We start from the raw sequence: 26,834 nt of genomic DNA, 5'->3' as shown, positions 1-26,834 counted from the left end.
GAGCTCCCCTATGTCTTCTACTCCATCTCGCACAGAAAAGGCCAACGCCATCCGCGCGCTGTCCATGGATGCGGTTCAGCAAGCCAAAAGCGGCCACCCCGGTGCGCCCATGGGTATGGCGGATATCGCCGAAGTGCTGTGGAACGACTACCTGAAACACAACCCGGCCAACCCGGACTGGGCCGACCGCGACCGCTTTGTGCTCTCCAACGGCCACGGTTCCATGCTGCTGTATTCGCTGCTGCACCTGTCCGGCTACGAGCTGCCGATCGACGAGCTGAAGAATTTCCGCCAGCTGCACTCCAAGACACCGGGCCACCCGGAATACGGCTATGCGCCGGGGGTCGAGACCACTACAGGTCCGCTGGGTCAGGGCATCACCAATGCGGTGGGTATGGCGCTGGCGGAGAAGGTGCTGGCGGCGCAGTTCAACCGCCCCGGCTATGAGCTGGTGGATCACCACACTTATGTTTTCCTGGGTGACGGCTGCCTGATGGAAGGTATCTCCCACGAGGCCTGCTCCCTGGCCGGCACTCTGGGCCTGGGCAAGCTGATTGCCTTCTACGACGACAACGGCATTTCCATCGACGGCGAAGTCGAGGGCTGGTTCACCGACGACACGCCGAAGCGCTTCGAATCCTACGGCTGGCACGTGATTCCGGGTGTCGACGGCCACGATTCAGCGGCCATCAAGGCGGCGATCGAGGAGGCCCGCGCGGAAACCGGCAAACCGACGATCATCAGCTGCAAAACCGTGATCGGCTTCGGTTCGCCGAACAAGCAGGGCCGCGAGGAATGTCACGGCGCGCCGCTGGGCGACGACGAAATTGCCCTGGTGCGCGAGACCATCAACTGGCCCTACGCGCCATTCGAAATCCCGGAGGCCATTGCCGAGTCCTGGAACGCGCGCGCCAAGGGCGAAGCCCAGGAAGACGAGTGGCAAGACATCTTCACCGACTACCGTGAGGAGTTCCCGGAGCTGGCGGTGGAATTCGAGCGCCGCATGGGCGGTGAACTGCCGGCGGACTTCCTGCTGAAAGCCGACGAGTACATCAAGCAGTGCCAGCAGGATGCCGAGAAGATCGCTTCGCGCAAGGCCAGCCAGAATACGCTGAATGCCTACGGTCCGCTGCTGCCGGAATTCCTCGGCGGCTCCGCCGACCTGGCCGGTTCCAACCTCACCATCTGGTCCGATTCCAAGGGCGTTACCGCCGACGACGCGTCTGGCAACTACGTTTATTACGGCGTGCGCGAGTTCGGAATGAGCGCGATCATGAACGGTATCGCGCTGCACGGCGGCTTTGTGCCCTACGGCGCGACCTTCCTGATGTTTATGGAATACGCCCGCAATGCGGTGCGCATGGCGTCGCTGATGAAGCAGCGCGTTATCTTCGTCTACACCCACGACTCTATCGGCCTCGGCGAAGACGGCCCCACCCACCAGCCGGTGGAGCAGCTGACCGCGCTGCGCGCCACGCCCAACCTGCACACCTGGCGTCCCTGCGACGCGACCGAGTCCGCGGTGAGCTGGAAAGCGGCCGTGGCCCGCAAGGATGGCCCGAGCGCGCTGATCTTCAGCCGCCAGGGACTGGCGCCGCAGAAGCGCGACGATGCGCAGCTGGCGCAGGTCGAGAAGGGTGGCTACGTGCTGGCCGACTGTGACGGCGCGCCTGAAGCGATCATCATCGCCACCGGTTCTGAAGTGGAACTGGCGATGGCGGCGAAGGAAAAGCTGGCCGATAAAAAGATCCGCGTGGTCTCCATGCCCTGTGCCGAAGTGTTCATGGAGCAGGACGACTCCTATCGCGAGTCGGTGCTGCCGTCCGCAGTGCGCGCACGTGTGGCGGTGGAAGCCGGCCATCAGGATTACTGGTACAAGTTCGTCGGCTTCGACGGCGCTATCGTCGGCATGAGTTCCTTCGGTGAATCGGCGCCGGGTGGCGAACTGATGAAGTACTTTGGCTTCACCGTAGAGAACGTCACAGAAACTGTGGAAAAACTGCTGAAGTAATTTCCATACGGCGGCGGCCCCGGTAAAGGCCGGGGCCGCCGCGCCGCATATTCCCTGCTGAAAGCTGTTTGCATGACTGTAAGACTCGCCATCAATGGCTACGGCCGCATCGGCCGCTCCGTACTGCGCGCGCTCTATGAATCCGGCGCCCGCGACCGCATGCAGATAGTGGCCATCAACGAGCTGGCCGACTGCGCTACCATCGCCCACCTGACCAAATACGATTCCGTACACGGCCGCTTTGTCGGCGAGGTATCGGTCGAGGCGGATATCCTCATCGTCAACGGCGACCGCATCGCGGTCACCCATCGCGAGCGGCTGGAAGACCTGGACTGGTCAAAGGAAGAGGTGGATGTCGTGCTCGAGTGCACCGGCAGCTTCAGCGAGCGCGAGCGCGCGGAGCTGCACCTCAAGGCCGGGGCGAGGAAAGTACTCTTTTCGCAGCCGGCCAGTCGCGACGTGGACGCGACCATCGTCTACGGCGTCAATGACACCAGCCTGACCGGCGGCGAAACCATCATTTCCGCCGCCTCCTGCACCACCAACTGCAGCGTGCCGGTGATCGCCGCACTGGACAAGGCGTTTGGTATCGATGCTGGCGTCATCACTACCATTCACTCGGCGATGAACGACCAGCCGGTGAGCGATGCCTACCATCACACCGACCTGCGCAAGACCCGCTCGGCGGTCACGTCCATTATTCCGGTCGATACCGGTCTTGCGCGTGGCATCGAGCGCATCCTGCCGCACCTGGCCGACCGGTTCGAAGCCCAGGCCATGCGCGTGCCCACCGTCAACGTCTCCGCCATCGACCTTTCCGTGCAGCTGCACCAATCCGTCACCCAGGCCGAAGTCAACGACCTGCTCCGCTCCGCCGCGCAACACGAATTTGCCGGTGTGCTCGGCTACACCGAAGAACCCCTCGCCTCCTGCGACTTCAACCACGATTCCCGCTCCGGTATCGTCGATGCCAGCCAGACCCGCGTTGCGGGCGGCAAGTTGGTGAAGATTCTGATCTGGTTTGATAACGAGTGGGGGTTTGCGAATCGGATGTTGGATGTGGCGAGCATCCTGACTGCCTGAATCGGGTTCGTTGAACGCGAATCTGTGCCTGCTGCGGGGCGCTCCGCCCTCTGCGGTAGCCGAAATAACATCCAGTCCGCCTCCCGAGAGTTATCAGGAAAGGTTTCAGCAGAGCGGGTTTCGCGGCTAGTGTCCTACTCCTTGGGAACTTGTTGTCTCCAAAGTCCTTCAATAATCATTTCTCATAGCCTATCCTGAATCACTCGGCCGGGATAAGCCTTTCCACAACGTTCGTAGTTTCCAGTGCAACTCGTTGTCCCGAGATCTGCTATATCGCACAGATTTCCAGGATCTTAGAGAATTTAATAATAGTCATAATATTTCAGCGGAGGGGGTATGCGAGCATTAATCATCATTACTTTTCTTTTCTTCACTTCTGCCGTCAAAGCCTTTGATGTGGTTCAGGCATTTGGGCGGCTGCCGACAATGAAGGATGTACAAATCTCCCCCGATGGAAAAAAGATAGCCTATCTCAGGGAGAACGAAGGCCGCTACTATGCTGTTGGCCAGTGGATGGATGGAAAGAGCAAGCCGGCCATATTCGGCTTTGAGGAGAGTGAGATAAGGGGACTGACCTGGGCAAGCAATACTAAAATTTTGCTGAGGGTATCTGAGCCCTACTATTCCAGGGCGGATTTTGAGCGCTTTACCTTGTTCCGTCTCGGTATCTGGGATATTGAAGAGAACGAGATTACATGGGCATTCAACAGTGATCGCTTCAAGTACAACGTCGCCGCCCCGGCGCTGGTAAGTAAGATACTCAATGATGATGATCACGTGCTGCTTTCATACTACTACGACGGACTTGGTAGTGGTAAACAGTTGAGCGCCCTCTACAGGGTCAATCTGATTGACGGGGATAAAGAGGAAGTCCTGCAAGATAAGAATGTCAATTTCTGGGCAGCGGATGACGATGGAAATCCTTTTTTCTACCGGAAGTTTGATAAAAAGCTGAAAAAGTCAGTATCGATGCTCCGTGAGTCGGGGAGCGAAAGTTTCAAGCCCTTGATGACCGAGGTGGAGGGCGAGAAAAAGATATTTGACAAGGCCGTTATTGGCCTGAGCGCCGACACAGATAAAGTTTACTATATCGATGACGGAGATGGTGGAGTTGACCATTTCTTCAGCGCGACTATAAGTAATGGCACTGTCGATCTTGGCGTTGTGCTGGGGCCAGTCGGCGACCAGAGCTACGATGTCAGTGAGCTCGTTTACGATTATCACTCTTCCGTTTTGACAGGCTATGCTCTGGTCAAGGATTTTGAAGAGTATCGTTTCCTTTCTCCAGAGTTGGCAAAAGTCTATGCAGACCTGAGGGCGACATTTCCCGATGCAGAAGTTGAGATCACCTCGTACACGACGGATAGAAACCGTTTTGTCACCCGCGTTTCGGGTCCCTCCAATCCCGAGCAATATTTTTTGTTTGACAGAAGTGCCGGCCAATTACAATTCTTGGGAGAAGGTTATCGCGTCGAGGATAAATCAGTCTTGGGGCATGTAAAGCCTTTTGACTTCAAGGCGAGAGATGGTCTGGAGCTCACCTCTTACCTCACGCTGCCGAAATCATCCAGCGGAAAACTTCCGCCCTTGATCGTGATGCCGCATGGTGGCCCGGAAAGTAGGGATAGCAAGAGTTTCGACTGGATGCGCCAGGCTTTTGCTGCGGCAGGATATGCTGTCTTCCAGCCAAACTTCCGCGGTTCTTCTGGTTTCGGGAGTGCATTTGCCGAGAAGGGGTTTGGCGAGTGGGGCCGTAAAATGCAGGATGATGTAGATGACGGTGTGGCTGCGCTCGTTGCGGCCAAGGTGGTTGATCCCGAACGAATTTGTATCGTCGGCTCCAGTTACGGAGGCTATGTGGCTCTTTACGGTGCAGTGAAGCGACCCGATATCTACAAGTGCAGCGTTTCATTTGGCGGTGTCAGCGAGTTGAGCGCTATGCATTATCACGCAAAAGAGCAATTGAGAGGATTGGAGTACTGGAAAAAATCCATTGGTGACCAATATGACTACGATGAACTTGCAGCGTACTCTCCGTTGGATATTGCCGGGAAGGATTCAGCGCCTATGTTGTTGTTTCATGGCGATAAGGATACCGTCGTTCCATTTTTTCAGTCGGAAAAAATGTACAAGAAGCTCAAGAAGCTCAGGGTCAAGGGCAGCAGACTGGTCAAGCTCGAAGGTGAGGACCACTGGCTGTCCAAGGGGCAATCTAGGAAGGTCTTCCTCGCTGAGTCATTGAGTTTTATCCGCAAAAATATCCAGTAGAGGGAAGCGGCGTCCATTACGGAAAAATCTCCAGTACAGGGCGCTCTGCGGTATGCGGTCGTACGCTGAGGTTAAGGTTCTCCACTGGTTAAAAATGCACCAATATATTGCCGGAGATTGCCAGAAGTTATTCCCGGAATCTCCATGGCACTACGAGTTGCCGATCGCTGCTAATCTATTACTGATATCAGTAACCCGCAGCCGCAACCCTCGGGCACCCGACTTTGGAGAAAGTCAGCGTGGCAGAAAATACGCTTCCGCAGAGTTACCAGGACTTCCGCAACCGTTACCCGAAGCTGGCCGGCGCCATAGAGGAGCTCGGCAGGGCGGCCCGCGAAGAAGGGCCGCTGGATGAAAAAAGCGCCCAGCTGATACAGCTGGCCGCCGCGGCCAGTTCCCGATCCGAAGGTGCTGTGCACAGCCATGTCCGTCGCGCCCTGAATGCCGGCGCCAGTGTTGAGGAAGTGCGACATAGCATCCTGTTGCTGACCAGCACCATCGGCTTCCCGACTGTAATGGCCGCACTCAGCTGGGTCGATGACATACTGGAGCGCCCAGCGTCGTAGATGCTGCGCCATTTGACCATTGGCTGATAGCGCTTGCCTTGAAGGCTTGGCCGAGCTGAGCGAACGAGTGCACTCGATTTCGACGTGGCGCTGCCGCGTGGCCAGCGGTTAGCTTGTCGCCTCCCGGCTAGCCCGGAGCCCGGGCAGACTTCCCGCTTTCTCCAATGACAATCAGTGGATTGGTCGATCTATCTGTTGGAGTTCGGCCGCCGGCAACTCTGAATTCTTCGCGCACTCTCGCACATCGACCTCACCGGCCGCTGTCCTGACGGTCACTCCATTTGAAAGCGGAAGAAGTTTTAGTAAAGAAATTTTTGCGCCTACTATGACTTTCAAGAAGGAATACGAGAACGCCAGAGGCTTTTCTGTGTCTGGCAGAAAATGCTGCGATGCGCGTTAATTACTGGCAGCTCATAGCTGTAATCCTCTGTCATTTTTTCCTTGTGAAAGACTTAATGTAAGTAAAAAAGTGCGCATTATGTGGTTTGGACTAGAAGGTACTATTGCCGTTCTCGTTATTGATTAGCCATAGATTTTACTTTCTATGCGCTCGACCATGTTGTCTCTCCTGTCCGCGAGATTCCGTCCCATGTCAGTATTTGCTCGATAGTGGGAAAACTGTCGTTTACCGAAGTTGGTAGATTGGAGAATCACGCCTGCGCGCGTGACTCAACCAATGAGGGAAAACGACAATGCATTATAAAAATAGCTATAAAGGTGTGCTCTGCGCGATGACGCTGGCCGCGGCTCTGCCGGCAGTTGGCCAGCAATGCCAGTCCCCGGCACCGGTCTGGGAGGACAACTTCGACGGTACCACCTTGGATACCACAAAGTGGGAACCCATGCTGGGTGATGGCTGCAGTTATGGAATCTGTGGCTGGGGCAACAACGAGTTGCAGTCCTACCAGGCGGAAAATGCCACCGTGGCCAATGGTCTGTTGACCATTACGGCCAAGAAGGAGCGGGTAAAGAGCAAGAACTATACGTCCGCGCGGCTGCGCACGGCGAATATGCCGAACGGCGGCGAGTGGACCAATGGCCGCTTCGAAGCGCGGATCAAGGTGCCGGATGGCACCGGCATGTGGTCGGCGTTCTGGATGCTGCCCACCGATCCCGCCGAGGGCTGGCCGATCAGTGGCGAGATCGACATTATGGAGTCCACCGGCCAGTCGGACGAGTATGTCTTCGGCACCCTGCACTACGGTGAGCCCTACCCCAACAATTCCCACACAGGCAATCGCCTGCTGAGCCAGCCGGAACCCTGGTCGGCAGACTTCCATACCTATGCGGTGGAGTGGGACCCGAACGAGATGCGCTGGTATGTGGATGACCAGCTCTACGGCACGCTGACGCCAAACGACCTTACCGATGCATCATACTGGACCTTCGAGAACTACCAGTACCACTTCCTGCTGAACGTGGCGGTGGGCGGTTCGCTGGGCGGCGCCGTCGACGATTCCCAGCTGCCACAGACGATGCAGGTGGACTATGTGCGCGTCTACGACTACGGCCAGCCGAGCATCGCCGGCGAGCGGATCGTCGAGGACGGCGAAGTCGCCAGCTACTCGGTCGCCGGCGCCATCGGCAACAATCCCGCTTTCAACTGGACGCTGCCTGCCGGCGCGACTCTGTTGTCAGGTGCGGGTACCGATACCGTGACCGTACAGTGGGGGGCCACCGGCGGCGAGCTGGCTGTCGGTGTCACCGACGACTGCGCCAGCCGCGACTTGAGCCTGCCGGTCTATGTCGCCCCCAAGCTGGTGTCGGAGACGGTGCTGGATGATTTCGAGGCAAACCGGGAGCTGGTATACACCGCATTTGACGGCACCTTTGTGCAGGACGCGGCCAACCCGCAGGCCGATGCCACCAACGGCTCCACCACCGTGGCGATGTACACCCGCTCCGCGGCGGCCCAGTACGACGTGATCGCCGCCGATACCAGTGCGATCCCGGACGCGGATCCGTTCCTGTCCGGCAACAAGGCGTTCTATATGGACGTATTTACCACGGCGGCGCCGGGCACGCAGATCCTGGTGCAGCTGGAGGACAGCAGTCAGGCCACGGCCAGCAATTACCCTACGGGTCGGCACTCCAAGTACGCGGCTTATGTGGGTGAAGAAGGCGGCTGGCAGCGGTTGAAGTTCGAACTCGACGACCGCATCGATGGCGGTACACCGGCGAATGCGGTGGACAGCCTGGTCATACTGTTCGACCCGAACACGTTAAACGGCGACACCTACTATTTCGATAATTTCAGTATCTACGGGCTCGACAGCGGCGGCAACCAGGCGCCCACCGCCAGTGCCAGCCACAGCTGCAGCGGCCTGGACTGCAGCTTCGACGGCAGCGGCAGTGCCGACAGCGACGGCAGTATCGTCAGCTATGCCTGGGACTTCGGTGACGGCAGCAACGGCAGTGGCGCGACGGCCAGCCACAGCTATGCGGCCTCCGGCACCTACAGTGTCACGCTGACGGTAACCGACGATCAGGGGGCCGAGGATCAGACCAGCTTCGACGTCACCGTCAGCGATGGTGCGGCGGCCACCACCATGTACGTGTCCAGCGTCATCACCGGCACGCAGTCCGCAGGCCGCGGTCAGAAATTTGCCACGGCGACGGTTTCGGTGCTGGACGATCTCGGCCGCGGTGTGAGCGGCGTGACGGTGACCGGTAACTTTTCCGGCAGCATTACCGAAACCGGTGCGAGCGGCATTACCGATAGCAGCGGCACAGCCACTGTCGTCAGTTCCACGTCGGCCGGCGGTGCGGTGACCGTCGACTTCTGCGTGACGAGCCTCGCCGGTGGCGCGCTCAGTCACGACACGTCCGCCAGTGCGGGACTCTGCCAGTAGTGACTTAGGTGGAATTGAGGTGAAATAAAAAAGGCCGCCCTCGGGCGGCCGACCACTTTGGGGGGTGGGGTCAACTATTTGATCGCGACGAAATCGTAGGATGCCAGGGCCGGAATGGACTGCTGCAGCTCATCCTCCATGCGATCGATGGCTTCGAGGCGCTGGCACAGGCCCGCGGCGCGCATTTCCAGACCCTCGGCCCGCTGCTCGACTTCCTGCTCGATCTCTCCCGCCATCTGTTCGGCTTCGTGCTCGATACTGCGGCCGCCGGTGAATGCCGCCTTCAGGGCATGCCAGGCGATGGTGCCGGCGGATTCCATCGCCAGCTTTTCGATTTTCGGTTCGAATTCCTCTTCGACCGCCTCTTCGATAAACGCATCGATATCCGGGTCGCCAAGCGTATAGATCTCCCCCTCGCGGTTCAGGCGATCTTCGGCGCGGCGCAGTATTTCGTCGGAAGCCTGTTGCAGCTCGATGTTGTCCGGGTGGTCCTTGCCCGCCAGCACCGTGATCGCCGCAGACATGCCGTTCAACGCTATGTCCACGGCCTCCAGGGAGATCAGCAGGATTTCCCGCCCGGTGCCGTGCAGCTGCTGCTGGTAATCCCGCAGTAGCTGTTGTTGCTGTGCATCGAGTTCGACCGTCTCGCCGCCGACGACCAGCTGTGTCGGCGACTGGTAGCGGAGCAGGGTTTCACTGTCGTCCTTGTCCTTGCGCGCCTCGAAGAAGTCCGGCCCGACCCGCACTGAGTAGTTCAGTTCGGCGCTGCACTGCTCCTCATCAGAGATATTGAGGTGAATGTCCCCGGCGTGCGCCGCGGCACTCGTGGCGATCAGGGCTGAGATGGCCAGTGGCTTCCACATAAACTTGGTCTCCGGATTTTCCTTATTACCTGATGGACGAAGTGCGGGGCAGATTTGGATGCAGCCACGGATGCATTTTTTTTGTGTCCCTACTTATGGACGTTTGGGCGGGGCATGTCCCCAGTCGCAGATTAAATGTTAACCTACGGCACTACCCGAATGACCCCGGCGCGATGGCGGGGTCCTCCTAGAAATCTAATAAGTTGGGGACAGCCTATGTCGATACGCAGGGGCATCTTTGCGGCACTCCTGGCACTGCTGAGCCTGGCCGCCCAGGCCAAAACCATTACCGAGTACACCGCTGGCATGGAAAGACATGCCGGCTATCAAGACTTCTATTGGGATGACGACACTGGACGCATACTGCTGGAGATCGACGACTTCGATCGCGAGTTCCTGCTGCTGACCGGCCTGGCCCAGGGCCTCGGCTCCAATCCGGTGGGACTTGACCGCAACCAGGTCGGGGACAACCGGCTGGTGAAGTTCCAGCGCTCGGGTAACAAGGTGCTGCTGCACCAGCTAAACCTGAAGTACCGCGCCCAGTCGGATAACGCCGCCGAGCGGCGCGCGGTCGCCGAGGCCTTTGCCTCGTCGGTACTCTGGGGGTTCGAGGCACTGGCACGGGACGACGAGCGCGTGCTGGTGGACTTCACCCCGTTCCTGCTAAGCGACCAGCACGGTATCGCGGCGCGCCTGCAGCAGACCGAGCAGGGCGCCTACAGTGTCGATCCGTCCAAGTCCGCGATCTACCTGCCGCGCACGAAGAACTTCCCCAACAACAGCGAATTCGAGGCGCAGCTGACCTTTGCCGGCGGCCAGCCGGGCAAGTACCTGCAGGAGGTGGTGCCGACGCCGACGCTGGTGTCGCTGCGCCAGCATATCTCCCTGGTTGAGCTGCCGGACGACGGTTATCAGCCGCGCCGCTTCCACAGCCGCAGCGGCTACTTCCCGTTCGAGTACCGGGACTACGCCACCGCGATCGATCAGCCGCTGGACCAGCGCTTTATCTACCGTCACCGCCTGGAGAAAAAGCCCGGCAGTGACGAGGCGGTGGAACCGATTGTCTACTACGTGGATTCCGGCGTACCGGAACCGGTACGCAGCGCGCTGGTGGAGGGCGCCAGCTGGTGGAACCAGGCTTTCGAGGCGGCCGGCTACAAGAACGCATTTCGCGTGGAGATACTGCCGGAGGGCGCCGACCCGCTGGATGTGCGCTACAACGTGATCAACTGGGTGCACCGCTCCACGCGCGGCTGGTCCTACGGTTACTCAATCGCCGATCCGCGTACCGGCGAAATCATCAAGGGCAACGTGACCCTGGGATCGCTGCGGGTGCGCCAGGACTTCCTGATCGCCCAGGGCCTGTTGCAGCCCTATGGCAGTGAGAATGCCGATACTGATGCGCTGAAAGCGATGGCGCTGGCACGCATCCGCCAGCTCTCCGCCCACGAGGTAGGCCACACGCTGGGCCTGGCGCACAACTTTGCCGCCAGTATCGATGCTCGTGCCTCGGTGATGGACTACCCGGCGCCGCTGGTGTCGCTGCAGGGGGATGAGCTGGAACTGGCCGAGGCCTATGCCAGCGGTATCGGCGCCTGGGACAAGCTGGCGATCCGCTACGGCTACGGTAATGGCGTCGACGAACAGCAGTACCTGACCAGCGTGATCGCCGAAGCGGAAGCACAGAAACTGCGCTTTATCTCCGATCCGGATTCCCGCGCGATCAACAATGCCCACGCCGTTTCCCACCTGTGGGATAACGGTCGGGAACCGCTGGCAGAATTCGCGCGCATGGTCGAGCTGCGCCGCCATGCGCTGGACAACTTCTCCGCGGCGGCCAATCCGCAGGATGCACCGCGTTCTTCGCTCGAGGAAACACTGGTACCCGTCTACTACGGGCACCGCTACCAGGCGGAAGCGGTCGGCAAGCTGATCGGCGGTCTCGACTACGACTACCTGTATAACGGCGCCGACCAGAACAGCTACACACTGGTGCCGGCCGAGCGCCAGCAGCAGGCGATAGACGTATTGCTCGATACCCTGAACCCCGAATTCCTGGCACTGCCGGAACGAGTGCTGCAATTGTTGCCGCCCAAGTCGTACGGCTTCGCACGCACTGACGAGAGCTTCCCGTCTTACACCGGTGTGGCCTTCGATGCGGTGGCCATGAGCGAGGCGGCAGCCGGCCATACGCTTGCAATCCTGCTCGATCCACAGCGCGCCGCGCGCATGGGTCAGCAGCATGCACGCAGCAGTGAAATTCCCGGATTCGATACCCTGCTCGACAAGTTGACTTCACTGGCGCTGGAAGCTGACAGGTATTCCGGTCTGCAGGCAGTCATCCACCAGCGCGTCAACCACATCTATATCCAGCGTTTGATGCTGCTGGCGAGCGATAAGAATGCGCCCGAATCCGTGCGCGCCAAGGCCAATCTGCAGCTGGCGAAATTCCAGCAGGCCATGGGGCGCATGAAATTGTTTGGCGACGATCCGCAGGGTTACAGCGCACACTACTACTATCAGGCGCAGCGCATCGGCGCCTTTATGGATGGTGCGTTGAAAGTGGAGGCCGGTGACCTGAAGGCGATGCCACCGGGATCGCCCATTTAATCGAGAGGAGCAGGGGGCTGTCGATTAACGCGGCCCCCGCAATTAAATCAGCTGCGGATAAACTGGGATTTTTTGACCCAGTGGCTGCCGCGATACTTCCGCGTCGGGCTGGAATCTTTCTTGGCCCAAAAAAAATTGCGGTTGAACTGGAATTCCACTTCGTAACCCTCCGCCAGTTCCGCCAGCGGCATGGCCTGCCAGCTGGACTGGCGCCGTTTGCTGGTGGCCTCCAGCAGATATTCCCTGTTATCCACGATCGCAACCACCCAGGCGTGCCCCTGGCCGTTGTGCGTGCCCAGCGCAACCCGCGCATCGACCCCCAGTTCAATCAGCCAGTCCGCCAGCAGGATTGCATGGTCCTCACAGTCGCCGCGCTTCTGGTAAAACGCCTGGCGCGAGGTCTGCCAGATATCGGCGAGACCGGCATACTGCAAGTGGTCGTACTGGTATTCCTTGCGGATCGCCAGCGTGTAGAGCGGCACCCACAGCTGCCTGGTCTTGAAGGGGCTGAAGCCCACCAGATAGCTGTTGGCGAAGTGGTGCTTGCTGTCGAGTCCGCGGGCCGAGGCAGTCACCATGGGAATGCCCTGCCAATTCCAGACAGACACATAGGCACTCTGCTCGGTGCTGCGCTTGGCGACTATCTGCTGAATGATTTCTTCCGGCAGCGGCTGGCTGGTACCGGTTACGCGTACCACGCCGTACTGGCGGTCCCGGTAACTTTCCGGTGAGGCTGAGTCGCTGCCAAAGTTGCGATTGATTTCGCCTTCTATCTGTTCTTTCAGGGCGCGACTTTGCCGCGATTCCTCCGAGGCATTGCGCAGCAGTTCCGGTAGCAGCAATGCGACGCCCAACAAGGTCGGGAGAATCCAGTGGCGCACGCCGCTAACCTTTCAGTCCGAATGAAATAATGAGCGCAACAAAAATCAGAATCGTCGAGGCAAAGATCGCCACCGCAATATTGCCATTTTTCAGTTCGCCTTCGATATCGACATGTTTCAGCAGTTTCTTGTCGATCGCGATCAGCGCGATTATGCCGATAAACAGCGCGAGCAAGGTGTAGAGCAGGTTGATGCCCAGATTGAACAGGGTGGCGGTAAGAAATTCCATTTGCATAGCGTTATTCGGTAAAAAATTCGGTCGGCTATTAAACCATATCCACTGCGTTATCGGTGCTAGGCACGTTACCGAGTGCTGGGGGGAAATAAAAAAGGGGCCGCTGGCCCCTTTTTTCATCCCGTACACTCGTCGGTTACGGTTTATTGGGATTGCCGCGGCCGCCGCCATTGCCCTTACCTTTGCCACCGGTGGAGCTACCGCTATCTGGATTGCTGCCGGTACAGGCGTTGGTCGCCAGGTAGTCTTTTGCCGCCTGTGCCTGCACCAGGCCATAGCCATAGGCGTCGTCCCGACCGGCCTCGCCCAGGTCTTCTGCGGTCGCATTTAAGGCTGCACGGATTTCGCCCGGGGCGCAGTTGGGGAAGTGACTCCATACCAGTGCCGCCACACCGGCAACGTGCGGTGTCGCCATGGACGTGCCGTCGAAGAAGGCGTAGTTGCTCGGACCGAGAGTCAGCGTGGTGCTGGCGCCGAGCTGATTCAGCAGGACCGCGCCATCGGTATCGGAAATGCCCGCAGACGGGATGTCGGTGGCCGTCTCGCCCAGGGTGCCGAACAGCATGCCGGGCTCGTTGTTGTAAATTACCGCGCCGATACCGCCGCCGGCCTCACAGTTGAGGACCTTGTCGGCAAAGCTGATATTGCCGCGCGCGATCAGGCAGATCTTACCGGAAGCGCTGGCGCAGGCGGATTCGGCGGTGCCGCAGTCGGCCAGGGCGCCAGTTGCGGAAGCCAGCGGGCTCCCTTCCATGCCAGCGGCATCAATGGCCGCACCGTCCACGGTCAGGTCGGTGGCGAGGCCGGTGCCCATCGGTACCGAAGAGAGTACGCCAACACCGGGGCCTGACAGTTCGACCTGGTTGGTCTGCTGGGAGAAATCGGCGACCACCTTGTCGCTGTCGATAGCCGCTACGGATACTACCGAGTCATAGGAAGCCGGATAGGAGTGGCGCGTATTGCCGTCGTTACCGGCTGCGGCGATGGAAAGGATGCCCTGATTCGCGTACAGGTCGGCGAAGGCCTGGTCTTCGGTGCGGGATTTGAAGGAGCCGCCGAGGCTCATATTGATGACGTTGGCGTTGTTGGAGGCGCAGGTATCCGCCGCCGCTACCAGCGAGGACGAGTAGGCCCAGCCTTCGGCGTCGAATACTTTGACGATGTGCAGGTTGATGTTGGTGTTCGGCATGACTCCCACTACGCCTACGCCGTTGTTCATGGCGGCAATGGTGCCGGCGACATGGGTGCCGTGGCCGTTCTCGTCATCGGACCAGTTGCCGGTACCGGAGTCATTGGTGCCGGTGACGGCGTTACCGGACAGGTCTTCGTGGGAAGTGTCGTAACCGGAGTCGATGATACAGACGGTGCTATTGCCACCGGCCACGTCGCTGACCTGATCCGCCTGCACCATCGGGATACCGTAGGGCACTGTCTGTGACAGTGGGTAGCGCTTTACGTCCTTTTCAACGTACTCGACGTTAGGGTTGTTCTGCAGTGCGGTCAGCGCCTTGGCAGGCAGATGCGCGGCCATGGCGTCATGCTTGTCCAGCGCCAGGGCGAGGCGGCCGCCGCTCTGTTTCACTTGTGCCTGGACTGCGGGGCCTTTGCCAGTCTTGAATTTGATGATGTATCTGTCGCTATCGGCACTGGCCTGTGCTGACAGTGCGAGTGCGAGGACACTTGTGACGAGTTTCGGCAAAACTTTTTTCATACTGGAGCTCCGGAGCAGCGTTTTTATTAATAGCTGTGCTTAGTTGTTGGAATAATTTACCTCCCGACGATTGCTGGCATAGAGCGTGGGACGATCCCGGTAAGCACCGACGTCTGGAAGAAGAAAAATATTAACCACAGTCGCTGCCAAAGGCTGTGCCTTTGTCGCCAGGAACCACTCATTTGTCGCCAAAGCCTGCGCCTTTGTCACTAGGCCAAAAAAATTTGCCGAAGTGGTCACGAGTTCTGACGCGGACAAGGAATTAGACGATTGCTTTTCGATATGAGTGAAGGGCGGAAGTGAACCGGATTGATCAATATCCGGTAGTGAGAAAAGGTGGAAGCCCAGGCAAAAGAAAAGGGAGGCCAGTGGCCTCCCCTTTTAGTGACGCAGCACTTATGTGGCAATTACAGCTTGTTGGGCTTGCCGCCGCCCTTGCCGCCACCGCCGCCACCGCTGCTGCCGCCGTCACCGGGGTTGGTGCCGGTACAGGCATTGGCCGCCAGGTAGTCGAAGGCCGCTTTGGCCTGCACCAGGCCGTAGCCGTAGGCGTCATCGCGTCCCGCAACGCCCAGGTCTTCCGCGGTGGCATTCATGGCCGCGCGGATTTCACCCGGGGCACAGTTCGGGTAATGGCTCCACACCAGTCCGGCTACGCCGGCCACGTGCGGGGTGGCCATGGAGGTGCCGTTGAAGTAGGCATAGTCACCCGGTTCTACAGCCACGGTGGCAGAAGCGCCCAGCTGGTTCATCAGCGCTGCACCGTCGGTGTCGGAAATACCGACGGACGGGATGCTGGTCGCTACGCCACCCAGGGTGCCGTACAGCATGCCGGGCTCATTGTTATAAATGATGGCGCCCACGCCGCCGCCGGCCTCACAGTTGAGGACCTTGTCGGCAAAGCTGATGCTGCCGCGGGAAATCAGGCAGATCTCGCCGGCCGCCTCGGTACAGGCGTAATCACCGATACCGCAGTCCACCAGCGAGCCGGTGGCGCTGCCCATGGCGCTGTCTTCCATGCCTGCGGAGTCAACCGGGCTGCCGGCTACGGAGACTGAACTCACCACGGCGCTACCGACCGGAACGGAGGAAAGCACATTAACGCCGGGGCCGGCCAGCTCAACCTGGTTGGTCTGCTGGGAGAAGTCGGCAATCACCTTGTCGCTGTCAACTGCCGCAATGGACATAACCGAATCGTAGGACGCCGGGTAGGAGTGGCGGGTGTTGCCATCGTTACCGGCGGCGGCGATGGAGAGTACGCCGCGGTTGGCATAAAGGTCTGCGAATGCCGAGTCTTCGGTGCGGGACTTCAGCGAACCGCCGAGGCTCATGTTGATGACGTTGGCGCCGTTGTCGGCACAGGTGTCGGCCGCAGCCACCAGGGAGGAGGAGTAGCCCCAACCCTCTGCAGTGAAGACCTTGACGATGTGCAGTTTGACCTTGCCGTTGGGCATCACACCGACCACACCGGTGCTGTTATTGAGGGCGGCAATGGTGCCGGCCACGTGGGTGCCGTGGCCGTTCTGGTCTTCGTACCAGTTGCCGGTACCGGAATCGTTGGTGCCGGTCACCATGTTGCCGGACAGATCCTCGTGGGAAATGTCGTAACCGGAGTCGATGATACACACAGTGCTGTTGCCGGCCATGCCGTCATCAACCAGGTCTGCCTGTACCATCGGAATGCCGAAAGGAACTTCCTGGGACAGCAGGTAGCGCTTCACATCCTTTTCAACGTACTCGACGTTGGGGTTGTTCTGCATTGCGCTCAGTGCTTTCGCCGGCAGGTATGCGGCGAAGGCGTTGCGCTTGTCCAGCGCCAGGGCCGAGCGGCCGCCGTTCTGCTGCATTTGCGCTTTGACGGCAGCGCCTTTGCCGTTTTTGAATTTGATAATGTACCGCTCGTCTGCTGCGCTAACCTGCGCAGATACGGCCAGCGCTATGGCGCCAGCGGCAAATATCGATAAGGTGTTTCTCATTAGAAAAGCTCCGGAGTAGGCCTGAATTTCTATAGTTATTGATGTTGTGGCCACCCGGCGACCATTTTTCCCTAAATGGTCATTAGGGACGATGGTGCCGACCGCAGGTGGAGGAAACGGAAAAGTAACAACTTTGCAGCATTCGCCAACTGGAAAATCCTACGCCCGTGACCGGGTTGGCAAACTTAGAAACTGGCAGAATTTTGGCGCGTGTTTTGCTGAGGGACGGACCGTTAATATCGTTAAACCTATCGGGGAATCAGATAGTTTTGGTACATCTGTACATTCTGATACCAGGCAGTTCTCGTTTACTCTGGTATTGCCGCAAAAATAAAAACGGCCCATGGCCGCGCGATCGCTCGCAGTAAAAACCGCTTGCGACCGCGCGGCCATGGGCCGCTCCTATAATGCGCCTTAGTTCGAAGCCAGGCTGGGGATCCGCTTGCCGTCCGCATCCAGCTCCACAATGGGGCCTATATCCAGATCGCGAACACCTGCCTCGATTTTTGCCTTATCGCCGACGATGACCCAGATAAACTGTTCCGGCTTGATCGTCTTCCGCGCCAGCTCGTGGATATTGTCGAGATCCGCACCGCGAATCTGCTCCGCGTAGCCATCCATATAATCCAGTGGACGTTCGTAGGTGATCATATCTGAGACTGCGCCGGATACCGCCGCGATGGTTTCGAAGCGCCCGGGCAGTTCATTGATGCGCTTATCCTTCACTTTCTGCAGCTCTGCGGCCTTGGCCGGCTCGTCGCCGATATAGGCCCGCATTTCTTTCTGCAGTTCGCGCAGGGATTCGCTGGTCTTGTCGGTCTGCACCGGTGCGTAGACCAGCAGCGGCTGCTGCCCCTTGGCGCCGGTCAGGAACGAATAGGCACCGTAAGCCCAGTGCTTCTCCTCGCGCAGGTTCATATTGATGCGTGCGGTGAAGGTGCCGCCGAGAATGTCGTTCATCATGTGCAGCGCCTCGCGCTCGGCGATCTTCTCCGAGGGCGCGAGCAGGCCGCCGATGATGATGGACTGCTCGGAATCCGGCTTGTCGATCAGGTAGACACTGGCCCGTTGCGGGTGCGCGACTTTCGCCAGGTTCTTTTGCGGCAGGGCGGCTTCGGGCGCGCGCCAGTCGGCAAACTGGTTTTCCAGTTTCTCTACTAGCACATCCATGGTGATATCACCCACCGCCACCAGCGTGGCGTTGTCGGGGCGCATCCAGGTCTGGTGGTAATTGAGCAGGTCGTCGCGGGTCAGCGACTGGATCGAGTTTTCGGTGCCGCTGCCGGTAAAGGGCACGCCGTAGGCATGGTCCGCGCCGTACAGCAGCGGCGGCAGGCTACGCAGCGCCATCTGCACCGGCTTGGTTTTTTCCTGCTGAATGCCCGCGATCCAGCGGCTGCGCTTGCGCTCTATTTCTTCGTCGGCAAACGCCGGGCGCAGTACTATATCGGCGAACAGCGCCATGGATTCATCCAGGTTGCTACGCAGCGCATTCAGGCTCACGACCGAGGTATCGATATCCGCGCTGGCGCCGATACGCGCACCGAGCATTTCTTCCTTGGCGCTGATCTCCAGCGCGCTCAGCTTGGCGGTGCCCTCTTTCAGCATCGACATGGCGTAACTGGAGGTGCCCAGCTTCTGCCCCTGGTCGGCGGCATAGCCGGCGTCGAAGATCAGGCGCATGTCCACCACCGGTACCGAGTTGCGCTCCGCCAGCACCACCTTCAGGCCGTTGGAGAGCTCCGCGGTCTGCAGCTCGGGGAAGGGCACAGACGGAAATTCGCCGGTGTCCGGCAGTCTGGACCTGTCGGCGCCGCTGTCCGCGACCTTGTAGTCGGGGAAGGGATGTACTTCCAGGTTGTAGTCGCCGCTCGACAGCCACTCCTGCGCGGCGCTCTGCACCTGCTGCGGGGTCAGCTGCTGCTTCGCGGCGATGGCCTCCAGGTAGCCGTTGGGGTTGTTCAGGTAGAGCTCGCCGCGGGCCAGGATCACGCCCTTGCCGCTCCAGCCGCCCACCTGTTCCAGGTCGCGCGCGGCACCGGCGTACTCGCTCATATTGACCCGCGCCAGCTCCTCGGCGGTCGGTCCCTCTTCGAGGAATCTTTGCACTTCCTCCTCGATGGCCGCCTCCACTTTGGCCAGCTCGACGCCGGGCTTGGCATCGGCGATGACCTGGAAAATGGACGACAGCTCGAATTCGTACAGGGCGACATTGACGCTGGTGGCGATCTGGTCCTTGTACACCAGGCGCTCGTACAGGCGCGAGTTCTTACCGTCCCCCAATACCGAGGCTGCCAGGGCCACTGCGTTGGCGTCCTCATGGCCCAGGTTCGGTGTATTCCACACCTTGTAGATACGCGACTGGGCGACCCGGTCGTACATCTGGTCGCGGCTGGGCTGGTCGCGCTTGGCGATCCAGGCCTTCTTCTTGATCAGCGGCGGGCCCGCGGGGATGTCAGCAAAGTACTTGCCGACCTTTTCCTTCGCCGTCTCGACATCGATATCGCCGGCCAGTACCAGCACGGTGTTGGCGGCACCGTAGTAGGTCTTGAACCACTCGTGCACGTCTTCCAGCGCGGCCGCGTCGAGGTCTTCCATGGAACCGATGGTGGTCCAGGAATAGGGGTGGCCCTCGGGGAAGATGGCGGCCTGCATTTTTTCCCAGACCTTGCCGTAGGGTTGATTCTGCCCCTGGCGCTTCTCGTTCTGCACCACGCCGCGCTGCTCGTCGAGCTTCTCCTGGGTGATGACGCCGAGCAGGTGGCCCATGCGGTCCGACTCCATCCACAGCGCCATATCCAGCGCATTGCTCGGCACGGTTTCGAAATAGTTGGTGCGGTCCAGCCAGGTGGTACCGTTCATGCCGGTGGCGCCGGCCTGCTCAAACGGTTTGAAAAATTCGTCGTCGTAATTTTCCGAGCCATTGAACATCAGGTGCTCGAACAGGTGGGCGAAGCCGGTGCGCCCGGGTTTTTCATCCTTGGAGCCGACGTGGTACCAGACACCCACAGAGACGATCGGCGCCTTGCGGTCCTCGTGCACGATTACGCGCAGGCCATTGGGCAGGGTAAATTTTTCGTAGGGGATTTGCAGTGCTTCGGCGACTTCTGCTGCGCTAGTTGTCGCAGCCGTTGCGGGAAGCGTTTCAATATTGGTGGTTTTGTTATTTTTCGGTGCCTCTCCGCAGGCAGCTATTGCCAGCGACAGCGTCAGGGGTATCCAGTACGGACGTACGGTTTTCATAGCGGTTTCCTTGCTTATTTTTTTAACGCTGAAGCCGCCAGCCAGGATGGGCTTCGGAGACCGCCGACAAGGAAGGGGCAGAAAACCGATTATTCTGCTCGTTGTCGTTCTGCACCGGTACTGCAGGCCGGTGGCGGCACATCCGTGAGCCAGGAAAAGCGCTATCCACGCTGTTTGCAAACGCCTGGGGGCGGCGGCTTCCGTCGGAACTTTATACCGGGCCGGTCCGCCGCTGGCAAACCGGCTCCAGACAGGTCGAGCGAAATCAGCGGCCGCCGAAACGCGGATCAATAGGCATCACGTATCAGTTCGATACCCGGCTGAATGGCGCGGCGCCAGGCGGACTCCACCTCGTCGGAGAATTCCCGGTCGTGCTGGCGCAGCGTGTTCAGTAATGCATCCAGCCACAACCGATACCACTGGGGGCGAATGTTGTAACCATTGCGGGAGTGGCTCTGCCCCAGCGCGCGCAGTTTGGTATCCGACATGCCGCGAGCATGCAGCACCAGTTGCATGATGCCGTTGCGCAGCAGGTGACGCTGCTGCTTCATGTCGGTATCGACGAACAGCGCGCGGATTTCATCGGAACTGCCCATAAAGCGATCGTAGAAATCGACAAAAAACTGCTCGTTGTTGCAGCAGCGCCCGTAGCTCTGAAAAACAATATCGCTATCCGTGGTTCCCATTGGCAAAACTCCCTGTTGAAACGGCACCGGCAGGTTAGTGTCGATGTCCTTAGTGTTTGTGTGGATTTGGCGCGCGGATTTTAGCGGCCGGTACCGCTGGCGGGAAGATCTATGTCAGGGAATCACCGCGTGGGCATCAGGCTTCATTCTCATCGCGCAGGCTGACGTCCAGCGAGCCATCGCTGTTTTCCGTCAGGGTGATGACGATTGGCCGGCAGCACACGGAGCAGTCCTCGATATAGGTCTGAGGACCTGCGGAGAGATCCACCAGCAGCGTGATGATTTCGCCACAGTAGGGGCAGGGCGCGCTGTGTTCGTCGAGATAGTCCATCGGCCGGATCAACCCCGCTCTGCACCCGCCGACAGATAGGGCTCCACCCAGGCCACCAGGGTATTGGCCACATAGTCGGCGTCCTCGCGCCGGGTCAATAGGTGGTCGGCCCGGTCCAGGCTGATAAAGCTCTTGGGGTGCCTGGCGCGGTTGTAGATCTCCGCGGCCTCATCGATCGATACCGTCTGATCCACCGGTGAGTGGTAGATCAGCAGTGGCCGGCCGAGTTCGTGGATATAGCCCATCTTGTGCTTGTCGAGGTCGTCGAGAAAATGCTTCTTGATCGTAAACGGGCGCCCGGCCAGCTCCACCTGTGCCTGCCCCTGTTGCTCGATGGTGTCGATGGCGCAGGCAAACTGCTTGATCACGTGGTCCGGATCCGCCGGCGCGGCGATGGTCACTATGGCTTTGGCCTCCCCGATTTCGCTGGCTGCGGCCAGCACTGCGGCGCCGCCGAGACTGTGGCCGATCAGCAGATCCACCGGGTGATGCTCGGCGTGCAGGTAGTCGGCCGCACAGAGCAGGTCCTGCACGTTGGAGGAGAAATTGGTCTCGGCGAATTCGCCCTCGCTGGCGCCGAGGCCGGTGAAATCGAAGCGCAGCACCGCGATACCCAGATCCGCCAGCTTGCGGGCGATACGCGCGGCCGACACCACGTCTTTGCCGCAGGTGAAACAGTGGGCGAACAGTGCGTAGGCGTGGGGCTTGCCCCGATCGGGCATCTCCAGAATACCGGCCAGGCGGGCGCCGCTGCCGCCATTGAACTCCACCTTGTGCCGTTTCGACATATTCTGTCCTCGCCGCTGATACGTACTGAGTGCCAGGGCAATTGTACTGCGGCGGCATGAGGATGAAATGATAGCGCTGTCATCTCGCGACAAATTGCGTGCGGTAATTCAATTACAGAACGGCTTGATATACTCCGCGCGGGTCGCCGCCCGGTGGGCGGTGGCGATATAATCCGCGCCCACTTTATATCTACAGCTAGCGACGGGAGATTGGCGAATGGCGGTTAAATTGATGACGGATCTGGACCTGGCGGGCAAGCGGGTGCTGATCCGCGAAGACCTGAACGTTCCGGTAAAAGATGGGGCTGTTACTTCCGATGCGCGTATCCGCGCTGCACTCCCCACGATCAAGGCCGCCATCGATGCCGGAGCCAAGGTGTTGCTGATGTCCCACCTGGGTCGCCCCACCGAGGGCGAATACGCGGAAGAGTTCTCCCTGGCACCGGTGGCCGCCCACCTGGGCAAACTGCTCGGTCGCGACGTCGCGCTGATCAAGGAGTGGCGCGACGGTGTCGAACTGGCCGATGGCGACGTCGCCCTGCTGGAAAATGTGCGTTTCAATCCCGGCGAGAAGAAGGACGACGAAGCGCTGTCCAAGGCCTATGCAAACCTCTGTGACATCTTCGTCATGGATGCCTTCGGCACCGCGCACCGCGCCCAGGCCTCCACCCACGGCGTGGCCAGGTTTGCACCGGTCGCCTGCGCCGGCCCGCTGCTGGCCGCCGAGCTGGATGCGCTGGAGAAGGCGCTGGCCGAGCCGGCGCGCCCGATGGTGGCGATCGTCGGCGGCTCCAAGGTATCGACCAAGCTGACCGTGCTGGAAACCCTGGCTGACAAGGTGGATCAGCTGATTGTCGGTGGCGGCATCGCCAATACCTTCCTCGCCGCCAGCGGCAAGCCGGTGGGCAAGTCCCTGTGTGAGCACGACCTGGTGGGTACCGCCAAGGCGCTGATGCAGAAGTGCGATATCCCGCTGCCGGCGGATGTGGTGACCGGCAAGGAATTCAGCGAGTCCGCCGCTGCGGAAACCAAGTCCGCGGACGAGGTGGCCGATGACGATATGATTTTTGACATTGGCCCGCAGTCTTCGGCGGAGCTGGCGGAAATCCTGCAGCAGGCCAAGACCATTATCTGGAACGGCCCGGTGGGGGTGTTCGAGTTCGACCAGTTCGGTGGCGGCACCGAGCGCCTGTCCAAGGCGATTGCCGAAAGCGATGCGTTTTCCATTGCCGGCGGTGGTGACACCCTGGCAGCGGTGGACAAGTACGGCATCGCCGACAAGGTTTCCTATATTTCCACCGGCGGTGGCGCTTTCCTCGAATATGTGGAAGGCAAGACCCTGCCCGCGGTGGCGATGCTGGAAAGCCGCGCGAACGGATAAGGACCCGCGCCGACGATTAATTAAAACATCGTCGCCCCGGCGCAGGCCGGGGTCCAGAGGTCAACGGCACTGGATTCCGGCATGCGCCGGAATGACGAGATAGAAGCACAAAAGAAAGATTTTAAATTTAGACGAGAAAGGAAAGTTTCATGGCTCTTATCAGCTTGCGCCAACTGCTGGACCACGCTGCCGAACATGGCTACGGCGTGCCCGCATTCAACGTCAACAACCTGGAGCAGATGCGCGCGATCATGGAAGCGGCGAAGCAGACCGACTCCCCGGTGATCGTGCAGGCCTCCGCCGGCGCACGCAAATACGCAGGTGCTCCCTTCCTGCGGCACCTGATCCTCGCCGCAATCGAGGAATTCCCGGAAATCCCGGTGGTGATGCACCAGGACCACGGCACCAGCCCGGCGGTATGCCAGCGCTCCATCCAGCTGGGCTTCAGCTCGGTGATGATGGACGGCTCGCTGCAGGAAGACGGCAAGACCCCGGCCTCCTACGAGTACAACGTCGACGTGACCAAGCGCGCGGTGGAAATGTCCCACGCATGCGGCGTATCCGTCGAGGGTGAGCTGGGCTGCCTGGGCTCGCTGGAAACCGGCATGGCCGGCGAGGAAGACGGTGTCGGCGCCGAGGGCAAGCTGTCCCACGACCAGCTGCTGACCGATCCGGAAGAAGCGGCGGACTTCGTCAAGAAAACCCAGGTGGACGCCCTGGCGATCGCCTGTGGTACCAGCCACGGTGCCTACAAGTTCACCCGCCCGCCCACCGGTGACATCCTCGCCATCGACCGCATCAAGGAGATCCACGCGCGCATCCCGGATACCCACCTGGTAATGCACGGTTCCTCCTCGGTGCCGCAGGAGTGGCTGGCAGTGATCAACGAGTTCGGCGGCGAGATTCCGGAAACTTACGGTGTACCGGTTGAGCAGATCTGCGAGGGCATCAAGCACGGCGTGCGCAAGGTAAATATCGATACCGACCTGCGCCTGGCCTCCACCGGCGCCACGCGCCGTTTCCTGGCCCAGAATCCGTCCGAGTTCGATCCGCGCAAATTCTACAAGGTGGCGCTGGACGCGATGAAGGATATCTGTGTGGCGCGCTACGAGGCCTTCGGCACTGCCGGCAATGCCAGCAAGATCCGCCCGGTCAGTCTCGACGCCATGAGCCAGCGCTACGCCGCCGGCGAACTGGAACCGCAGATCAAGTAAGCGCGGCTGCGATCCATGCGGAAAGGGCGACCTCAGGGTCGCCCTTTTTTATGCGCCCGCTATGGTCGGATCATCTGGTCGATTCCTCCGCCCCGAAAATGCAGTACCATTGCGGCAATGGATCTACTGCAAGATATCAGCACCGTCGAACACAGCCCGGTACTCAAGCGGCCGGACTATTCGGCGCTGCGACAGCAATTACCGGAACTGGATTTCAGCAGCGGCGATGAAGGCCCGCTGCTGCCGGCGTTGCAGGATTATCGCAACTACTACAACCTGCAGTTTCCGCGCGCGAACAGGACCGGCGTCGGCACCTTTACCGCCTGTGGCTTCGAACTGGTGGCCCAGTACTGGCTGGTGGAAAAGCCGCGCGGCACGCTGTTTATCTGTCACGGTTATTTCGACCATACCGGGATTTACGGTGCGGCCGTGCGCTTCGGTCTCGAGCGCGACCTGAACGTGGTGATTTTTGATTTTCCCGGCCACGGCCTGTCCAGCGGCGAGCCGGTGGCCATCGACACTTTCCTGCAGTACCGCCAGGTATTGGATAGGTTGCTACATATCGCCCGCGACAAACTGCCGGGCCCCTGGCACGCGCTGGGCCAGAGCACCGGCGGTGCCGCGCTGCTGGCCTATCTGCAATACAGCAGTTGGCAGCCGTTCGACAAAGTCTTCCTGCTGGCGCCGCTGGTGCGGCCGGCGCGTTGGCATGTGCGCAAATGGATGTACTATCTGGGCCGTTTTTTCCTGATGGCGCCGAACCGCGGTTTCAACATCAACACCCACGACGCCGAGTTCGCACGCCGCCAGGCGCACCGGGATCCGCTGCAGTCGCCGGTGATGTCGATGCGCTGGCTCGGCGCCATGGTGGACTGGCTGAAGACCTTCCCGAAAACCGCGAAAAACCCCAAGCCGATTCTGGTGCTGCAGGGCACCGGCGACGAGACGGTCTCGTGGCGCTACAACATGCGCGCCATCCGCGACCGCTTCCCAAACAGCAAGCGGGTGATCATTCGTGGCGCCCGCCACCAGATGATCAACGAGACCCAGCCCTACCGGCACCAGATTCTGAAGGCGCTGGACGACTGGCTGAATGCTTAATTTGAATTGCGCTCCTCAGCGAGGAGGGCGCAGCGGCGACCGGCCGGCAAATATTTACCGATCAGGTTTTTTGCCGGGTGGCCGCCGCTGCGCCTGTTCTTCGAAGGAATCAGGGCGCAGTTAAACCACGGCCCTCTGCTGCAACCGCAGCTTGCGGCGCTGCGCCAGCGCATCCACCGAATAGAGCAGCAGCCCGAGCCAGACGAAGGCAAAGGTCAGCAGTTTGTTTTCGTCGAACGGCTCGTGAAACAGCATGACGGCAACCAGCAGCTGCAGCGTCGGCGCGATGTACTGCAGGAATCCCACGGTCGACAGGTTCAGCCGCCGCGCGGCGATATTGAACAGTAGCAGCGGTGTCAGTGTGATCGGGCCGGCGAGCAGCAGCAGGCCATTCAACTCCCAGCTGTTGTTCAGCGGATTGCTGCTCGGGCTGCTGCTCCAGATCAGATAGGCAAGTGCCAGCGGCAGCATATACAGGGTCTCCACGGCGAGACCGGTCAGGCTCTCCACCGGTGCGCGCTTACGCACCAGGCCGTAGAAGCCGAACGACATTGCCAGGAACAGCGCCACCATTGGCAGCCGCCCGAACTGCCACAGATACCAGCCAATACCGACCGCCGCCAGGCCCACGGCAATCCACTGCAGGCGGCGCAGCCGCTCGCCCAGAACCAGTACGCCGAGCAGTACGCTGATCAGCGGGTTGATGTAATAGCCGAGGCTGGCGTCCAGCAGGTGCTGGTTGGTAATGGCCCAGATAAATACCAGCCAGTTGCTGCCGATCAGCAGTGCAGACAGTGCCAGTGTGCGCATTTTCCGGCGATCGCGCAGCGTCGCGGTGAAGTCGGCAAACTTGCCGATCAGCGCGAGGACGATCAGCGCCAGCGCCAGCGCCCAGATACTGCGGTGCGCGAGTATTTCCGTTGAGGGAATACCGTCGAGCAGTTTGAAATACAGCGGCGCCAGGCCCCAGAAGAGAAAGGCGGAAATGCCGGCGAGCAGGCCGGTCGCGGCGGAATCGTCTCTGTTGTGCACGG

At 60.0% G+C, this 26,834-nt stretch carries 19 protein-coding genes; 9 read left to right on the top strand and 10 right to left on the bottom strand.

Features of this window, described 5'->3' with window-relative positions; all coding sequences use genetic code 11:
* Positions 1-10 precede the first annotated feature (10 nt).
* The 5 genes from tkt to BLW36_RS09115 all read left to right on the top strand — a co-directional run bounded on the left by tkt (position 11) and on the right by BLW36_RS09115 (position 8,780).
* Entirely contained in the window at positions 11-2,011 is a 2,001-nt protein-coding gene (tkt, locus tag BLW36_RS09135; protein WP_091387502.1) for a transketolase, read from the top strand.
* 72 nt (positions 2,012-2,083) lie between these two features.
* Entirely contained in the window at positions 2,084-3,094 is a 1,011-nt protein-coding gene (gap, locus tag BLW36_RS09130; protein ID WP_091387500.1) for a type I glyceraldehyde-3-phosphate dehydrogenase, read from the top strand.
* 336 nt (positions 3,095-3,430) lie between these two features.
* Positions 3,431-5,362: an alpha/beta hydrolase family protein gene (locus BLW36_RS09125; protein WP_091387498.1), complete on the top strand. Its 1,932-nt coding sequence runs from the start codon at positions 3,431-3,433 to the stop codon at positions 5,360-5,362.
* A 239-nt stretch (positions 5,363-5,601) separates the two neighbouring features.
* Complete coding sequence (locus tag BLW36_RS09120; protein WP_091387496.1) at positions 5,602-5,928, top strand: carboxymuconolactone decarboxylase family protein; 327 nt, start codon at positions 5,602-5,604, stop codon at positions 5,926-5,928.
* Positions 5,929-6,620: 692 nt separating this feature from the next.
* Positions 6,621-8,780: a PKD domain-containing protein gene (locus BLW36_RS09115; RefSeq protein ID WP_091387494.1), complete on the top strand. Its 2,160-nt coding sequence runs from the start codon at positions 6,621-6,623 to the stop codon at positions 8,778-8,780.
* A gap of 74 nt (positions 8,781-8,854) precedes the next feature.
* Here BLW36_RS09115 and BLW36_RS09110 read toward each other — a convergent pair whose 3' ends face one another.
* The gene (locus BLW36_RS09110; protein ID WP_091387493.1) at positions 8,855-9,643 is read right to left on the bottom strand and encodes a DUF2884 family protein; all 789 of its coding nucleotides are present in this window, start codon (positions 9,641-9,643) and stop codon (positions 8,855-8,857) included.
* A 216-nt stretch (positions 9,644-9,859) separates the two neighbouring features.
* Here BLW36_RS09110 and BLW36_RS09105 point away from each other — a divergent pair, with 216 nt between their 5' ends.
* Positions 9,860-12,253, top strand: coding sequence for a zinc-dependent metalloprotease (locus tag BLW36_RS09105; protein WP_091387490.1), 2,394 nt, complete (start codon positions 9,860-9,862; stop codon positions 12,251-12,253).
* A gap of 47 nt (positions 12,254-12,300) precedes the next feature.
* Here BLW36_RS09105 and BLW36_RS09100 read toward each other — a convergent pair whose 3' ends face one another.
* The 8 genes from BLW36_RS09100 to BLW36_RS09065 form a co-directional block, all read right to left on the bottom strand.
* Entirely contained in the window at positions 12,301-13,134 is an 834-nt protein-coding gene (locus BLW36_RS09100; RefSeq protein ID WP_091387488.1) for a transglutaminase domain-containing protein, read from the bottom strand.
* Between the two features lie 4 nt (positions 13,135-13,138).
* Positions 13,139-13,369 (bottom strand): DUF350 domain-containing protein, encoded by a 231-nt coding sequence (locus tag BLW36_RS09095; RefSeq protein WP_091387486.1) that lies wholly within the window; start codon positions 13,367-13,369, stop codon positions 13,139-13,141.
* 136 nt (positions 13,370-13,505) lie between these two features.
* Positions 13,506-15,080 (bottom strand): S8 family serine peptidase, encoded by a 1,575-nt coding sequence (locus tag BLW36_RS09090; protein WP_091387484.1) that lies wholly within the window; start codon positions 15,078-15,080, stop codon positions 13,506-13,508.
* A 407-nt stretch (positions 15,081-15,487) separates the two neighbouring features.
* Positions 15,488-17,056, bottom strand: coding sequence for a S8 family serine peptidase (locus tag BLW36_RS09085; protein WP_091387482.1), 1,569 nt, complete (start codon positions 17,054-17,056; stop codon positions 15,488-15,490).
* A 414-nt stretch (positions 17,057-17,470) separates the two neighbouring features.
* Positions 17,471-20,299, bottom strand: a complete 2,829-nt coding sequence (locus BLW36_RS09080; RefSeq protein ID WP_091387480.1) for a M16 family metallopeptidase — start codon at positions 20,297-20,299, stop codon at positions 17,471-17,473.
* Positions 20,300-20,586: 287 nt separating this feature from the next.
* Positions 20,587-20,985 carry a globin gene (locus BLW36_RS09075; RefSeq protein ID WP_091387478.1) on the bottom strand — a complete coding sequence of 133 codons (399 nt, stop codon included), beginning with the start codon at positions 20,983-20,985 and terminating at the stop codon, positions 20,587-20,589.
* 136 nt (positions 20,986-21,121) lie between these two features.
* Positions 21,122-21,316, bottom strand: coding sequence for a CPXCG motif-containing cysteine-rich protein (locus tag BLW36_RS09070; RefSeq protein WP_091387476.1), 195 nt, complete (start codon positions 21,314-21,316; stop codon positions 21,122-21,124).
* Between the two features lie 8 nt (positions 21,317-21,324).
* Positions 21,325-22,104: an alpha/beta hydrolase family protein gene (locus BLW36_RS09065; protein ID WP_091387474.1), complete on the bottom strand. Its 780-nt coding sequence runs from the start codon at positions 22,102-22,104 to the stop codon at positions 21,325-21,327.
* Between the two features lie 217 nt (positions 22,105-22,321).
* Between BLW36_RS09065 and BLW36_RS09060 the strand changes: the two genes are divergently transcribed.
* From BLW36_RS09060 to BLW36_RS09050, 3 genes are all read left to right on the top strand, one after another.
* Positions 22,322-23,485, top strand: a complete 1,164-nt coding sequence (locus BLW36_RS09060; RefSeq protein ID WP_091387472.1) for a phosphoglycerate kinase — start codon at positions 22,322-22,324, stop codon at positions 23,483-23,485.
* A 149-nt stretch (positions 23,486-23,634) separates the two neighbouring features.
* A complete protein-coding gene (gene fba, locus BLW36_RS09055; protein WP_091387469.1) occupies positions 23,635-24,699 on the top strand; it encodes a class II fructose-bisphosphate aldolase in 1,065 nt (354 codons plus the stop codon).
* Between the two features lie 117 nt (positions 24,700-24,816).
* Positions 24,817-25,800: an alpha/beta hydrolase gene (locus BLW36_RS09050; RefSeq protein WP_091387467.1), complete on the top strand. Its 984-nt coding sequence runs from the start codon at positions 24,817-24,819 to the stop codon at positions 25,798-25,800.
* A gap of 120 nt (positions 25,801-25,920) precedes the next feature.
* On the opposite strand, the gene rarD is transcribed toward BLW36_RS09050, so the two are convergent.
* Positions 25,921-26,832 carry an EamA family transporter RarD gene (gene rarD, locus BLW36_RS09045; protein WP_244506203.1) on the bottom strand — a complete coding sequence of 304 codons (912 nt, stop codon included), beginning with the start codon at positions 26,830-26,832 and terminating at the stop codon, positions 25,921-25,923.
* Positions 26,833-26,834 lie beyond the last annotated feature (2 nt).

The organism is Microbulbifer marinus (genome assembly GCF_900107725.1).
Lineage (GTDB): Bacteria > Pseudomonadota > Gammaproteobacteria > Pseudomonadales > Cellvibrionaceae > Microbulbifer > Microbulbifer marinus.
Note: the sequence above shows the minus strand (reverse complement) of the source record. Positions and strands in the feature narration are given on the sequence as shown.